The organism is Methylobacterium sp. D48H (assembly GCF_053345715.1).
The window spans coordinates 1-12,871 of sequence record NZ_JBKFAP010000028.1 but is presented as its reverse complement, the minus strand read 5'-3'; the positions used below and the strand labels follow the sequence as shown (position 1 = coordinate 12,871).

Sequence of the window (12,871 nt, the reverse complement as noted above, 5' to 3'; positions counted from 1 at the left end):
GAGAGCGGCATGGCTACCCACGCCCATAGCACACGCACGTCCTTATTACGCCTGTCCGGCAGTCAGGGCCTGAGCAGATTTGCTCAGACCGAGCAAAACGCTCGAAGCTTATTAGGCGCGGCGCCCGGCCGGCAGTCGGGCCCCGTCACCCTTGCCATCGCGGCCATGCGCGCCGCGGATCCAGATCTGGATCGACAGCACCTCCGCGAGCTACGTCGCCGGATCGCCGACCGCATCGAGGCGGACATCGCATTATTAGATGATCTCGATGGCGACGCGGACTTTGAGGACGGCGCCGACCTCGAAGCCGAGAACGAGCACGGCGGTGACGTTCAGGATGAGCCGCACGATCCCGAGGAAGACGGCGACGTTCATGAGATCGCTACGGCGGTCGCCGGCTTCGACGGCACCAACTACAGGAGGGCGCGGTCATGAAGGAGCGCAATCCGGCCTTGCACCCCCTCTTGAAGCTGAAGGGCGATATCGCGGATGTGTTCCGCTACGGGCAACTCCTGTCCGTCGTGGCGGGGTGCGAGCACCAAATCGACAACGCGATGCTCAACACCATCGCTACGCCGCTGATGGAAGCCGGCAAGCGGCTGAGCGTCTACTATCGGGAGGCCGTCACTGCGGCGCAGGAGGGTATCCAGTGATGGCCTCCACCCGCCGCGCCGCCCTCGGCGCCATCCTGGCGGCCCCACTGGCCTCTGTGCCCTCGGTCGCCGCTGAAGCCATCCTGCCGGACCATGAGGCCCGGTTTCTCGCCATCGCCCCGCAGTTGGTCGCGATGTTGGACGAGTACGATCGTCTCGCGTCGCACTACAAAGCGGCCTACGAGGCTTGGTCTCAAGCGAGACGAGACTTCGTCATTCCGCAGTGGCCAGAGGCAGAGAAGCTGCCCGAGTGGCGGGCATACATTGTCGCCCGAGAGCCGGCGGACGCTCTCTTTGTTCGTATCGAGGAGCTTTACGACCCAACCGAGGAGTCGGATGCGCAGGCGTTCACGACGCTGCCGGCGATCATGGCGCGTCTCCGCTACGCCCTGACTTTCGAGGAGTGGACCGACGAGGCGATGGCCGATGTGCGCGAGTACCTGCGGAGGCATCCGCTATGCGCCTGATCTACGCCTTCCTCGCGGTCCGGATGCTCCGGCTTGCCCGCTTCGACCTGTTCCGGCACGAGCGGCTGATGGCTGACGCGGATGCAGCTCTCGCCCGTTCACGGGATCGGGTGCGGATCGCCGAGGCCCTGGCCGCTCGGGCTGACCTGCCGCCTCGGGCGCTGCTGCGGTGACCAAGGGTGGGGGATCGGTCCCCCACCTTGCGCTCCGAACAGACCGGAACGCTCGGTTATCTTATGTTCAGTCCGGCGCGAACGGACCGGGGCTGAACGGGGCACAGTCCCTCAACATCCACGCCCGCCCTTCGGGAGGGGGGGCGAACGTCAGGGCGGGCGTGGCGGTCGAGGGAAGGCTCGACGGCCGGGCTGAATGCAAAATGCATGCTCCACACCCACCATTATGGGGGTTTGAGGGGTCCACCAGGCGGCAGGCGTGGAGGTCGACCGGAGTCGACGGACCCCAAATGTAGAACCCGACCGAAGCGTTCGATCACGTTTCTGTGTCCGTGCGCAGCCGGTGCGAACGACAATCGGCCAACGCATCCACGCCCGCCGCGACAGCAGAGGGGCATATCTGCGGACGAGCGTGGGCGGCCAGCAAGACGGTCGTGAACTCGCCGGCAAGTTGAGAGGTAGCCCGGCGGCCTTGCCAAAATGTGACCGCCGCTCGCGCATCCCGTGCGGGCGGCAAAGGGCTGGCAAAACACTCCCGCTGTTACCCCCACTGTTACCCCAGCTGGGGAAAGAAGGTCTCAGCAGAGACAAAAGTAGGGCTAAGCCATTGAAGTATATGGTGCCGGCGGAGGGGATCGAACCCCCGACCTTCGGTTTACAAAACCGCTGCACTACCGCTGTGCTACACCGGCAGGCGCTCTGAAACCATTGAGAAAATTGGCGGTTTCGGTGCGTCAGACGCGCTTTTGACTACGTTTGGGGGCGCTTCGTCAAGGCACACATCTCGGCACGTTCCGTTCATCGTGCGTGCGCGCAACCCTTGGAGTGGGCCGAAGAAGGCCGGCGCCCGAGCGATGCGGGAGGCGGCATAGTTCACGGCTTGGGAGTGGATGGCCGCGGAACCCACGACTCGCCGAACTGCGCGAGACCACCGAGGTTACCGACTGGGCGATCCGCGCCGTGGTCGTCGCAGTGCTGGCCGATCGCGCCAGCGACACCCACCGGCGTCCAAAGGGTTGGCGCCGCGACGTCGCCGAGACGCTCCGCACCAACGCTCGCGCGGCCGAGGCGCTCATCACCGACAATGGTTGATTACAAGTCGGTTTTCTACGCCGTTATCTGAGTCAGCTGGGTGCTGAGTTCCGCTGATGGTCAGGATGGAACAAGTCCTAATGTTTGACCACGTTCAGCGTGAGGATGTCACTTATGTCCTCGGATCCGGCTACGAAGGCGGGAACTCAAGTCATTGAGAAAGTAACGTAGTTTTCCCAATCCCTTCAGGAACGGCCTCTCGACGAAAACTTCTGCCATGTAAGCAGGAGAAATTATTGCCGCAAAAGCAAATATGAAAACGAGTACTAGATAAATTATATTGTGTGGTCTGATCAAAACGATAAACGAAAACACTGTATAAATTACAGGAACATGGACTAAATATAGTGGGAACGATATAGCTCCAAGGAACGATCCTATTTTTCCAGAAAGCGCGCGATGTGCAGTAGGAGAGTTGATGTATCCGTATACAATCAAACCCGCGGCCATCGGGTATAGTATGCTGTCCTTTGTGCCCATTGCAAGAAATGCAGGGAGCCAGTCAAGTCCCAATATATTAGCTGCGTCACCACTCTGGGATCCAATGGCCAGGCCAAGAATCACCGCAAGCATTGGGAATCTAAAATTCAACTTTCCAACTGCCCACGCTTCTCGTAGATATATGCCCACAATAAAGCTTCCATACTCATATTTGCTTAGCGTATATATCAAGCATAAAAAAATGGATGTTATAATAATCCTGTCTCTTGCGCGCTTAAACAGGCAAACCAAGAAGCACAAAAGTGATCCAAATAGCTCAGGACGCATAGTCCACAGAACGTTATTGAAGTACGAACCACCTTTTGCAAATATATCAAAAACTCCGCTTCGAATGGCGACACTAAAACTTGGGATATCTCCCTGATAGGTCCAAAGAAGCCAGCGGCTATGCGTAATTTCATGGAGCGCGCTTGCTTCTGTAGGAAATATTTTCAACAATAGCCAACCGAAGCAAGTGCTTAACAGTGCCGGGTATGCTAAGCGTAGATATCTAATGATCACGTTGACCCATATAGGGTCTGGTCTGCGTATAGTGGCATTTATCAAAACAAATCCACTAAGAACAAAGAACACAGATACAGCAAATGCCCCATTCCATAGAACTGCCACTGGACTGTAGGATATCCATGATGCATTTGATTGCTGTTCTGGAACTAGAAATGGGACCAAGGCCGACATAAAGTGAAAAAGGACGACGATTAACGCGGCAAACCCCCGAAGTCCGTCAAGTTGGTTTAAGCGAGCGGTCTGCAATGGCTCATGTCCCACAAAACGTGCTGGTAGAGGGCGGCGCGACATCTGCGAACAACGGCGGGCCCGAAAACCCCATCCCATTAATGGACGGTCTTCTGCATAGCACTTGAGGGTTTCGAAATCGCTGAAAGAACTGACCAGTCAAGCCCTAGCGTACTCATATTTCTCGACTAGATTTCGCCACCAAGGGGCTGCTTCCGTATCAACTGCGGGCATCGCGAAATGCGGGCTCGAAGCTCCCGAAAGGGGCCTGGGCGGGCACGGGGTACATCCGCTTGTGTGTATCGCCGCCCGCCAGCGGATCTGCGAAAATCCACCCACAGCGGTCACCCAAGCATCCTGTTAAGGTTCAGGCGTAGGCGATTGGCAGTTCGCTCACCAGCGTCTTGTAGCGCGGCGCGCGATTCTACACCTTGGTGTTCCAGTCGCACCGGATCACCCACGCGGGCACCGCGGTGCTTCGGCTCCAGCGCGCGTTGCACGCGTCCAGCGCCACCATCAGCGGGGTCGCCCCGCCCGATCCGGCGCGCCGATCAGCGCCCGTGGGTCTTGTGACAGCGGCACGAGGTCGGTCGTGACGATCTCCGCCTTGCTGTAGCGTCATGGCCGCGCGCCAAGGCAGTGCCACCCTGTGCCGCACCGCCCTGATCGGCGCCAGCGTGTCCGAACTGTGCTCCGGCAGCTGCACCCGCGTCGACACCGAGCGCATCCGCTCGTCCCGGTCGTGCTCGCTCGTGTGGTAGAAGACCGTGACGTTGATCGGTTTCCAGTCCTTCGCGCCGCAGCTTCTCCCCGAATTGTTCAGCGTGCGCCGCCACCGCTTCCTCAAGCAGGGTTTGGTCGGGCCGAGGCCGATGGAGGTCGGGACCCCGATCCAGGCCCGCACCGTGGCGTGCTGGTGTTGCGCGCGCTCGACCTTCGAGCCCAGTGCCGCGTCCGACAGGTCGGGAAGCTCTCGTCGACCGGGCCGATCCCCATCTGCGCGGGCAGGGTTGGTCCGACCCAACGTATCCCCGTCGAGGGTGAAGTTCGTCGAGGGCGCCGCTCGCGCGAGCAGCAGGGGCTGTTGCCGTGGATCAGCGCCACGGCGCGGCCGCCGCCGATCCGGTCGGGGTGGCCTGGCCTCCGAGGGAGGGCTCGCCCGGATCGGCGGGCCGCCAGGTCAGCCCAGGCATCGTCCGGTACTCCGCGCGTTCGTATAGGAGCGTAGAAGGCCTCCGATGATTGCATCAACGCGAAGCCCGTTCGCCGTTGGATGCGCGCGAAATGCCGTATCGCTCACATATTCCCTGCCCGTCATTCCGTTCACCGCCGTGCGTATGCCGAGCGGTTGCCAATGTGTCAGAGGCGATGGCGATTTCCGGCGCGGATCCCGCTAGACCTCGAACCAGAAGCTGGCACCCTCGTCGCACATGCCCTCACAATGCATGTACTTGATCGGAGCGATAATGTCGGACGCGGGCTTATAGTAAAACATTATGGCAAGAATGTATTGCTCGTTCCAAAACAGCCTGTCGCAAACCTCGGGATACTCATATGGCAGATGGATGTCGTGCACATGCACGATCACGCCCGGCCGGAGAAGCGAGTAGATTCGCAGGAAGAAATGCGTCGTGTCGCTGCCATGGAACAGGAGATGGCTGGCATCCAGCATCAGCACATCACCATCCTTCAGCGATTGAAAGTAGGACGGGTCAACATCGAGAAGGCCGTCAGAAATCCACTTATCCGCAATGTCGCGGACGCTTGAGCGCGGATTGGGGTCGATGCACTCGATCTTGGTGTCGAGCTTGTACTTGCCGATTGCGCGGCGAGCGAATTTCGTACTGTTGCCGTTTCCGACCTCGACATACCGGGCCGGCTTGCGTGTGGCGAGAACAGTCGTCAGGGCCAATGCGTCGCCGTAGCTGAAGTAGCCGTTCGGCAGGAACGGTGTCCGGCCGTCGAGGTCGCGGTCAGCGACGTCCGATAAATCGGCGAATTGCTTCATGTCGTCGGCGAACGTTCTGAAGTGCCGGCTCTTGCGCTCGATGCGTTCGCGCAGCCAGGAATATGGCCTTCGATTCAACTCAGTTTTGACAACGTAGTCGCCGTCGAGAGAGCAGCTAGGCCCGGATTTCGATATCCGGGCATGAGCACTCGTCCATTGGTGTAATGCGGCACCAACGTATGGGCGCCCTGGAACATTTCGAGCGTTGGATGTGAAATCTTATCAATAGTTTCGCTAGTCGGCACAGGCGAACCGGTTCAGACCCGCCGCCACCGCGTGGGAGGGCGTTGAGAACGGAAGGTGGCGGGGCGCGCGAGACAGATACTCGGTTCGCAGAAACGGCGTATAAGCGCCGCTCAATCCGAGCCGCGCCAGGATCTGCGCGGCCGGCCCTCAATGGCCCGAGCGGCGGATCAGGCTCTTGAGGCGCTGGTCGGCGGTGTCGAGGCGGTCAGCGATGCCGCGCCGGATGCATTTGCCGACGGAATCGCCGGCGTAGAACCCGACCGTCTGGTCCTGGTTGCGGCAGGACTGGACCGGCGGCCACGCCACCACGCCCGCCACGACCAGCAGCACGACCAGGCAGTCGACGACGAGCCAGCCCTTCCAGCCGAGCCGGAAGCCGCGATGCCGCTCGGGCGCCCGGTTCCGGCGCGGGGTGCGGTGCGCGCCGTCCGGGCCGACCCGCGCCATGCGAGCGCGGAACTGGGCCTCCTCGAGGGCGTCGGAGGCGCGGCCGGACGAGGCCGGGAGGAGCGGGCGGGTGGACATGGCGGCCTCGCGGAGGTCGGTTCGGAGCGGATCGGCGGAGCGCGGAAGGGCCTTGAGCGGGCGCTCAGTCGATGAGCCGCTTCAGGAGCGCGAGGTTGTCCTGGATCGACAGGACGTTGCCGAGCATCTCGGTACGGGCGCAGGCCCCGGCTCCGACAAGACCGAGCCAGCCCGCCGCCGGGCGGGCGCTGCAATCCGCGAAGCTGCCGTACAGGAACAGCCCGGCCGGCACCGCGAGGAGGGCGAGCTTCGTCGGAGAGAAGAGCCGGCCGACGACGCCTCTGCGCGGCCGCCGCGCGTCGCGGTCGTCGTCCCAGTCCGTGTCGTCCGGCTCCCAGCCGTAGCGGTCCGCCTGGTACGCCGCCGCGTCGATGTCCCGGTCCCGGCGATACATGGCGTTCCGTGCTCGGTCTGATCAGTCGGACCGAAGATGCCACGCTTTCGTGAAGCTCAACCTAAGAGCAATGTTTAAGTTCTTCTGAACCGGTCTCGCCCGGCTCAGGCGGCGAGCGCACGCCTCACCGTGGCGCGCAGATCCGCCAGGGAGAAGGGCTTGGTCAGCACGTCGGTGACGATGGCGTCGAGCCCGCGCGCGCGCTCGCGCTGATCGGCGAAGCCGGTCATCAGCAGGATGGTCAGGTCGGGGAAATCGCGCTTGGCGGCGAGGGCCAGCGCGATGCCGTCCATGAGCGGCATGCGGATGTCGGTGAGCATCAGGTCGAAGCCGCCGTCGGCCTCGTTGAGGCGGTCGAGCCCGTCGCTGCCGTCGTTGGCCGTGACGACCGCGTGCCCGTCGATCTCGAGCCCCCGCTTCAGGAAGCCCCGGACGGTCTCTTCGTCATCCACCAGGAGGATGCGCGCCATGTGGTCCCGTAACCGTCCCCGAAATCCGCGCGCGCCGCGTCGCGACGCCGCGCGCGCCCAAATACCGACAGACGCAGACGAATTCTCCGTCTGTCAAGTCGTCGCAGGCTGAATTGTCCCGCGGGTCGCGGCCCGCGGCGAAAATGCCGCGCCGCGGGCATGGTCAGGCGTCGAACAGGTCCGGGGCGCCGTCCCCGTAATCGACCACGCCCACGAAGGGCAGCTGGCGGAAGGCGTGGGCGGCATCCATCCCGTAGCCGACGACGAACACGTCGGGGCAGGTGAAGCCGACGAAATCCGCGTCGATCGTCACGGCGCGCTTGCCGGGCTTCTCCAGCAGCACCGCGGTGAGGACGCGCCGGGCGCCGCGGGCCATCAGCAGGTCCTTGGCGAAGACGACGGTCCGGCCCGATTCCAGGATGTCGTCCACGAGCAGCACGTCCCGCCCGCGCACCTCGCTCTGTACGTCGCGCAGGATCTCGACCTGCCCGCTGGAGACCGTCCCGGTGCGGTAGCTCGACAGGTGCACGAACTCGACCTGCGGGGCGAGACCCACCCGGTGCAGCGACCGGAGCAGGTCGGCCGCGAACATGAAGCTGCCCTTGAGCACCGCCACGACGAGGAGGTTCTCGGGCTGCGCGGCGAGGATCTCGCGGGCGAGCTCGTCGTTGCGCTTGGCGATGGCCGCCTCGTCGAACAGGGTGCGGACGCGCCGTTCAGGGATGCTCATCTCTCGTGTCCCGAAGCCCGTTGGCGCGGCGGCGCCCGCCGCCACGCTCGGGAACGGTCTTAGCGTCCCGGGCGCACGCGGGGAACTCCGGATCCGCCAGATGGTCCGGCGCCGTCGACGCGGGTCAGCCTTCGGCCGCCTGCCGGAACGGTCGGAGCAAGCGGGTGAGCCCGCGCCGGCGCGCCGGCCGGGCCGCACGCCGCGCCGCGGCCAAGTCCGGTTCCGGCCCCGCACCGATCCCGTCGGCGTCGTCCCCGTCGACCGCATCCTCGTCGTCCGGCTCCACGTGCCGGACCTGCTCGAGGACGTCCGTCACGATGCGCGGGATGGGCCGCGCGTGCTCTTCCAGGAGCAGCGAGGCTGTCCAGAGGCGACTCGCGTTCGCGAGGGGCAGCTTCCCCTGTGTCAGGCGCTCCATCAGCATCCGGTCGGCGAGCGAGGCCGCGAGGTCGCTCACGATCTCGAGCTGATCCTGCTGTGTCGTGCTCTTCATGGCAGTCTTCACGCTAACGAAAATAGTCTTCTCCCAAACGGGACGGTATGCGAGCAAATTTGGCGATTCTATAACGTGCGTGAGCATTGGAGCGGCCGCCTGGGTACAGGCCGGCTCCGGCGCGAGGAGCGGTCCCGTCAATTCCGATCGGGGCGGGGTGAGGGTTCGGGCTGGCCCTGATACGGCGCGGTGCCATCCGCGCACAAGCAAAAGGGGCTGGCGATCCGCCAACCCCTCGCGCTGTCGAGCTGAATGGATGGTACCACCGCCCCGGCTCGAACGGGGGACCCCCAGATCCACAATCTGGTGCTCTAACCAACTGAGCTACGGCGGCACTGGCGCGGGGTGTATCGTGGGCCGCGGCAGTTTTCAAGGCGATGCGTGCACGGGATTTGGACTTCGTGGACAGCGCCGTCCGGGCCCTCCGCGCCGGGGCCGGCCACGCTCCCGAGGCACCCCCCGTTTGCAACGGGCTCGGCCCCGGCTGTAACTGCGACGGCGGGGCCGACGCGTCGGCCGCGCCGATCGGGCGGACCGGAGGCGAGAGGGCGGACCGTGAGCGCGCGACAGCCATCGGGCGCCGCCGGCGGGGGCAGGGCGCCCGGCGACGGATCGGCCGACGTCCCGGCCCGGCGGCCCGTCAGGCCGGCGCGGAGGCCCCGTCGGCGCTGGACCGGGATCGGGCTCGTCCAGGCCCCCGGGCGGCTCCGCAGCCTCGTCCGACGGAGCGAGGGCGGCCTCGTCGCCCTCGCGACCCTGGTGGGCTGCGTCGCCGGCGTGGCGGTGTCCGCCATGACCTGGATCACCCAGACCCTGCGCGAGCATCTCTACCAGCTGCCCGCGGGGGCGCGCCTCAGCGCCGTCGACGCCGTGCCGCCGGCGCTCCTGCTCGTGGGCCCGTGCCTCGGGGGCGCCGTCCTCGGCCTGCTGATCGTCGCCGCCAACTACGTCCGCGGCCCGCGCAAGCGCCCGGCCATCGACCCGATCGAGGCCAACGCCCTGCACGGCGGCCGCATGTCCCTGCGCGACAGCCTCTACCTCGCGCTCCAGAACGTCATCTCGAACGGGTCCGGCGCCTCGGTGGGTCTGGAAGCCGGCTACACACAGATCGCCTCAGGCCTCGCCTCGCGCCTGGGCATCGCCTTCGAAGTGCGACGCAGCGACCTGCGCACCCTGGTCGGCTGCGGCGCGGCCGGGGCGATCGCGGCCGGCTTCGGGGCGCCGCTCGCCGGCGCGTTCTACGCCTTCGAGTTGATCATTGGCACCTACTCGATCGCCACGCTGACGCCCGTGGTCGTCGCGGCGCTGTGCGGCAACCTGATCTCGCGCGCCCTGATCGAGGCGCAGCCGCTCGTCGATCTAGGCGACATGCAGGCGGTCACGACCTCGCACGTCACCAGCCTCGAGATCCTGCCGAGCCTCGCCCTCGGGCTGTTCTGCGCGGGCCTCGGGATCCTGATCATGCGCGGGGTCACGCTGGTCGAGCGCCTCGTCCAGGCCTCCGGCGTGCCGCGGGTGGCGGCGCCCGCCTTCGGGGGTCTGTGCGTCGGCGCACTGGCGCTGCTCGCGACGCCGCAGGTGCTCTCGGGCGGCCACGGCGCCCTGCACATGCACTTCGCCGCCGAGGGGCAGGGGCACGGCATCGCGGTCCTGGCCGGGCTGTTCGCCGCCAAAGCCACGGCCTCGGCGATCTCGATCGGCTCGGGCTTCCGCGGCGGCCTGTTCTTCGCGTCGCTGTTCCTCGGGGCCATCGCCGGCAAGCTGTTCGCCGCCCTCGCCCCCGTGCTGGTGCCGCCGCTGGCGGATTTCGGCCTGACGCCGCTCGCCTACGCGGTGATCGGCATGAGCGCCCTGGCGGTGGCGGTCATCGGCGGCCCGCTCACCATGACGTTCCTGGCCCTGGAGGTCACCGGCAGCCTGCCGATCACCGGCGTCGTGCTGGCGGCGGTGATCGCGTCTTCCCTCACCGTGCGCAAGACCTTCGGCTACTCCTTCGCCACGTGGCGCTTCCACCTGCGCGGCGAGAGCATCCGCAGCCCCCACGACGTCGGCTGGATCCGCTCGCTCACGGTCGGCCGGCTGATGCGCCGCAATCCCGGCACCGTGGCCCTGGACACGCCGCTGCACACCTTCCTGCGCGCCCATCCCCTCGGCTCGCCCTCCCGGGTGATCGCCGTGGACGGGGCTGGGCGCTACGCCGGCATCCTGAACGTGCCCGAGACGCACGCGGCCGCCCGGGATTCCGGCGCCGACGCGCAGCCGGTCCTCGCCGACCTGCTCCTGCACGCGGACGATTTCCTGACGCCGGGGATGAACGCCAAGGACGCCGCGGCCGCCTTCGACCGGACCGAGAGCGAGGCGCTCGCGGTCGTCGAGAGCGCCGAGAGCCGGAAGGTGCTGGGCCTGCTCACCGAGAGCCACACGCTCAAGCGCTACAGCGAGGAGCTCGACCGCCAGCGCCGGGCGATGGCGGGCGAAACCGACTGATTGTCAGGCCGGGGTGTTGACCCGACACCGGCGCGGACCAATCACCTGACGCCGACGACCCGGGCCCCGCGGAGGCCCGCACTTCGGAACGCGTGGAGGATTCATGGCCGCCCCAGAGAACAGCCAGCAGCGTCGCTACCGCATCGCGGTGATCCCCGGCGACGGCATCGGCAAGGAGGTGGTGCCGGAGGGCGTGCGCGTGCTGGAGCAGGCGGCCAAGCGGCACGGCTTCGGCCTCCAGCTCGACTGGTTCGATTTCGCCAGCTGCGACTATTACGAGCAGCACGGCCGGATGATGCCGGAGGACTGGAAGGCGCGGATCGAGACCCACGACGCGATCTATTTCGGCGCCGTCGGCATGCCCGAGCGCGTGCCCGACCATATCTCGCTCTGGGGCTCGCTGATCCTGTTCCGGCGGGAATTCGACCAGTACGCGAACCTGCGCCCGGTGCGGCTGATGCCGGGGGTGAAGTGCCCGCTCGCCGACCGCAAGCCCGGCGACATCGACTTCTGGGTGGTCCGGGAGAACACCGAGGGCGAGTACTCGAACGCGGGCGGCCGGATGTTCGCCGGCACCGACCGGGAGTTCGCCCTGCAGGAGACGATCATGACCCGGCACGGGACGGACCGGATCCTCAGGTTCGCGTTCGAACTGGCCCAGAAGCGCCCGAAGAAGCACCTGACCTCGGCCACGAAGTCGAACGGCATCTCGATCACCATGCCGTACTGGGACGAGCGGGTGAAGGCGGTGGCCGAGGCCTACCCGGACGTCCGGTGGGACCAGTACCACATCGACATCCTGACCGCGCATTTCGTCCTGAACCCGGACCGGTTCGACGTGGTGGTGGCCTCCAACCTGTTCGGCGACATCCTGTCGGATCTCGGGCCCGCCTGCACGGGCACGATCGGCATCGCGCCGTCGGGCAACATCAACCCGGAACGGGTGCACCCGTCGGTGTTCGAGCCGGTCCACGGCTCGGCGCCGGACATCGCCGGCCAGGGGATCGCCAACCCGATCGGCCAGATCTGGTCGGGGGCGATGATGCTGGAGCATCTCGGCGAGCACGCGGCGGCGGCCGAGATCGTCGGCGGGATCGAGCGGGTGCTGTCCGAGCGGACGCTGCGCACCCGCGACCTCGGCGGCAACGCCGACACGCAGGCCTGCGGCAAGGCGGTCGCGCAGGCTTTGGGGTAGGAGCGATTTCGACCGGACCCGCAGAGATCTCCGGAGATCGCACGACCTCCGGAAGGCTCCTTCGAGGCCCGTGCCACGCTCCGGCACCTCGGAATGAGACGGGATGCCGTCTCCGTCTGGGGGCCTCGGTCAGCGTGTCGGCTCCGTCATCACGAGCGGAGCGAAGTGACCCGGGGGTTGGCGCGACGCCGGTGAGCGCCGCGCTGCCCTGGTTCGCTTGGCTCCGCTCGCGAGGACGGCGGTCCGAACACATCGACAGGGAACGGAGCGAGCGCGGGAGACCGCGCTCTCTGCGGCGTCAGCGCGGGCGGCGGCGCACGCTCACCACGTTGCTCGCCGGCTCGGCCTTGCCGGTCTCCGCCGGCAGGGTGTCGAGGGCGGTCTTGACGATGGTCTTGGCGTCGAGGCCCGCCTCGGCGTACATCTTCTCCGGGCTGTCGTGGTCCTGGTAGGCGTCCGGCAGCGTCATCGTCCGCACCCGCACCCCGCCCGCGTCCAGAGCGCCCCGCTCGGCCAGCAGGTGCAGCACCATCGCGCCGAACCCGCCCCGCGAGCCCTCCTCGATCGTGATCAGCACCTCGTGGTCGCGCGCGAGCTCCAGGATCAGCGCCTCGTCCAGCGGCTTGGCGAACCGCGCGTCCGCAACCGTCACCGCCACGCCCTGCTCGGCCAGCGTGTCGGCCGCCTTCAAGGCCTCCGACA

16 protein-coding genes and 2 tRNA genes are annotated in these 12,871 nt (G+C 66.0%); 7 read left to right on the top strand and 11 right to left on the bottom strand.

The window, feature by feature from the left end:
- The first annotated feature begins 9 nt into the window (after positions 1-9).
- The 4 genes from ACLBX8_RS27180 to ACLBX8_RS27165 are packed head-to-tail and all read left to right on the top strand — an operon-like array spanning position 10 to position 1,293.
- Positions 10-435, top strand: coding sequence for a hypothetical protein (locus ACLBX8_RS27180; protein ID WP_447716121.1), 426 nt, complete (start codon positions 10-12; stop codon positions 433-435).
- Complete coding sequence (locus ACLBX8_RS27175) at positions 432-653, top strand: hypothetical protein (protein WP_447716120.1); 222 nt, start codon at positions 432-434, stop codon at positions 651-653. The genes ACLBX8_RS27180 and ACLBX8_RS27175 overlap by 4 nt, the downstream gene beginning before the upstream one ends.
- Positions 653-1,120 (top strand): hypothetical protein, encoded by a 468-nt coding sequence (locus tag ACLBX8_RS27170; RefSeq protein WP_447700771.1) that lies wholly within the window; start codon positions 653-655, stop codon positions 1,118-1,120. The genes ACLBX8_RS27175 and ACLBX8_RS27170 overlap by 1 nt, the downstream gene beginning before the upstream one ends.
- On the top strand, positions 1,111-1,293 hold the full coding sequence (locus tag ACLBX8_RS27165; protein WP_447700770.1) for a hypothetical protein: 183 nt from the start codon (positions 1,111-1,113) through the stop codon (positions 1,291-1,293). Before ACLBX8_RS27170 ends, ACLBX8_RS27165 begins: the two co-directional genes overlap by 10 nt.
- Positions 1,294-1,910: 617 nt before the next feature.
- Here the strand turns inward: ACLBX8_RS27165 and ACLBX8_RS27160 are convergent.
- Positions 1,911-1,985: transfer RNA gene (locus ACLBX8_RS27160), tRNA-Thr, on the bottom strand.
- A 268-nt stretch (positions 1,986-2,253) separates the two neighbouring features.
- On the opposite strand from ACLBX8_RS27160, the gene ACLBX8_RS27155 reads away from it, so the two are divergent.
- A complete protein-coding gene (locus tag ACLBX8_RS27155; protein WP_447683248.1) occupies positions 2,254-2,385 on the top strand; it encodes a hypothetical protein in 132 nt (43 codons plus the stop codon).
- 108 nt (positions 2,386-2,493) lie between these two features.
- On the opposite strand, the gene ACLBX8_RS27150 is transcribed toward ACLBX8_RS27155, so the two are convergent.
- From ACLBX8_RS27150 to ACLBX8_RS27110, 9 genes are all read right to left on the bottom strand, one after another.
- Positions 2,494-3,684, bottom strand: coding sequence for an acyltransferase family protein (locus ACLBX8_RS27150; protein WP_447701255.1), 1,191 nt, complete (start codon positions 3,682-3,684; stop codon positions 2,494-2,496).
- Between the two features lie 361 nt (positions 3,685-4,045).
- The gene (locus tag ACLBX8_RS27145) at positions 4,046-4,645 is read right to left on the bottom strand and encodes a hypothetical protein (protein WP_447701254.1); all 600 of its coding nucleotides are present in this window, start codon (positions 4,643-4,645) and stop codon (positions 4,046-4,048) included.
- A gap of 369 nt (positions 4,646-5,014) precedes the next feature.
- Positions 5,015-5,629 carry a class I SAM-dependent methyltransferase gene (locus ACLBX8_RS27140; protein ID WP_447701253.1) on the bottom strand — a complete coding sequence of 205 codons (615 nt, stop codon included), beginning with the start codon at positions 5,627-5,629 and terminating at the stop codon, positions 5,015-5,017.
- A gap of 393 nt (positions 5,630-6,022) precedes the next feature.
- Entirely contained in the window at positions 6,023-6,400 is a 378-nt protein-coding gene (locus ACLBX8_RS27135) for a hypothetical protein (protein WP_447701252.1), read from the bottom strand.
- Positions 6,401-6,464: 64 nt separating this feature from the next.
- Complete coding sequence (locus tag ACLBX8_RS27130) at positions 6,465-6,794, bottom strand: hypothetical protein (RefSeq protein ID WP_091682827.1); 330 nt, start codon at positions 6,792-6,794, stop codon at positions 6,465-6,467.
- 104 nt (positions 6,795-6,898) lie between these two features.
- Entirely contained in the window at positions 6,899-7,264 is a 366-nt protein-coding gene (locus tag ACLBX8_RS27125; RefSeq protein WP_007567202.1) for a response regulator, read from the bottom strand.
- 163 nt (positions 7,265-7,427) lie between these two features.
- The gene (hpt, locus tag ACLBX8_RS27120; protein ID WP_447701251.1) at positions 7,428-7,994 is read right to left on the bottom strand and encodes a hypoxanthine phosphoribosyltransferase; all 567 of its coding nucleotides are present in this window, start codon (positions 7,992-7,994) and stop codon (positions 7,428-7,430) included.
- Positions 7,995-8,118: 124 nt separating this feature from the next.
- Entirely contained in the window at positions 8,119-8,487 is a 369-nt protein-coding gene (locus ACLBX8_RS27115; protein ID WP_020094393.1) for a hypothetical protein, read from the bottom strand.
- A gap of 257 nt (positions 8,488-8,744) precedes the next feature.
- Positions 8,745-8,821, bottom strand: a tRNA-His gene (locus ACLBX8_RS27110).
- A gap of 221 nt (positions 8,822-9,042) precedes the next feature.
- On the opposite strand from ACLBX8_RS27110, the gene ACLBX8_RS27105 reads away from it, so the two are divergent.
- Together ACLBX8_RS27105 and ACLBX8_RS27100 are read left to right on the top strand one after the other, a co-directional pair.
- Positions 9,043-10,974: a chloride channel protein gene (locus ACLBX8_RS27105; RefSeq protein WP_447701250.1), complete on the top strand. Its 1,932-nt coding sequence runs from the start codon at positions 9,043-9,045 to the stop codon at positions 10,972-10,974.
- 103 nt (positions 10,975-11,077) lie between these two features.
- Positions 11,078-12,169 carry a tartrate dehydrogenase gene (locus ACLBX8_RS27100; protein ID WP_447696566.1) on the top strand — a complete coding sequence of 364 codons (1,092 nt, stop codon included), beginning with the start codon at positions 11,078-11,080 and terminating at the stop codon, positions 12,167-12,169.
- A 298-nt stretch (positions 12,170-12,467) separates the two neighbouring features.
- Here ACLBX8_RS27100 and ACLBX8_RS27095 read toward each other — a convergent pair.
- The coding region (locus tag ACLBX8_RS27095) for a transketolase C-terminal domain-containing protein (protein WP_447716119.1) at positions 12,468-12,871 on the bottom strand (404 nt) is incomplete at its 5' end.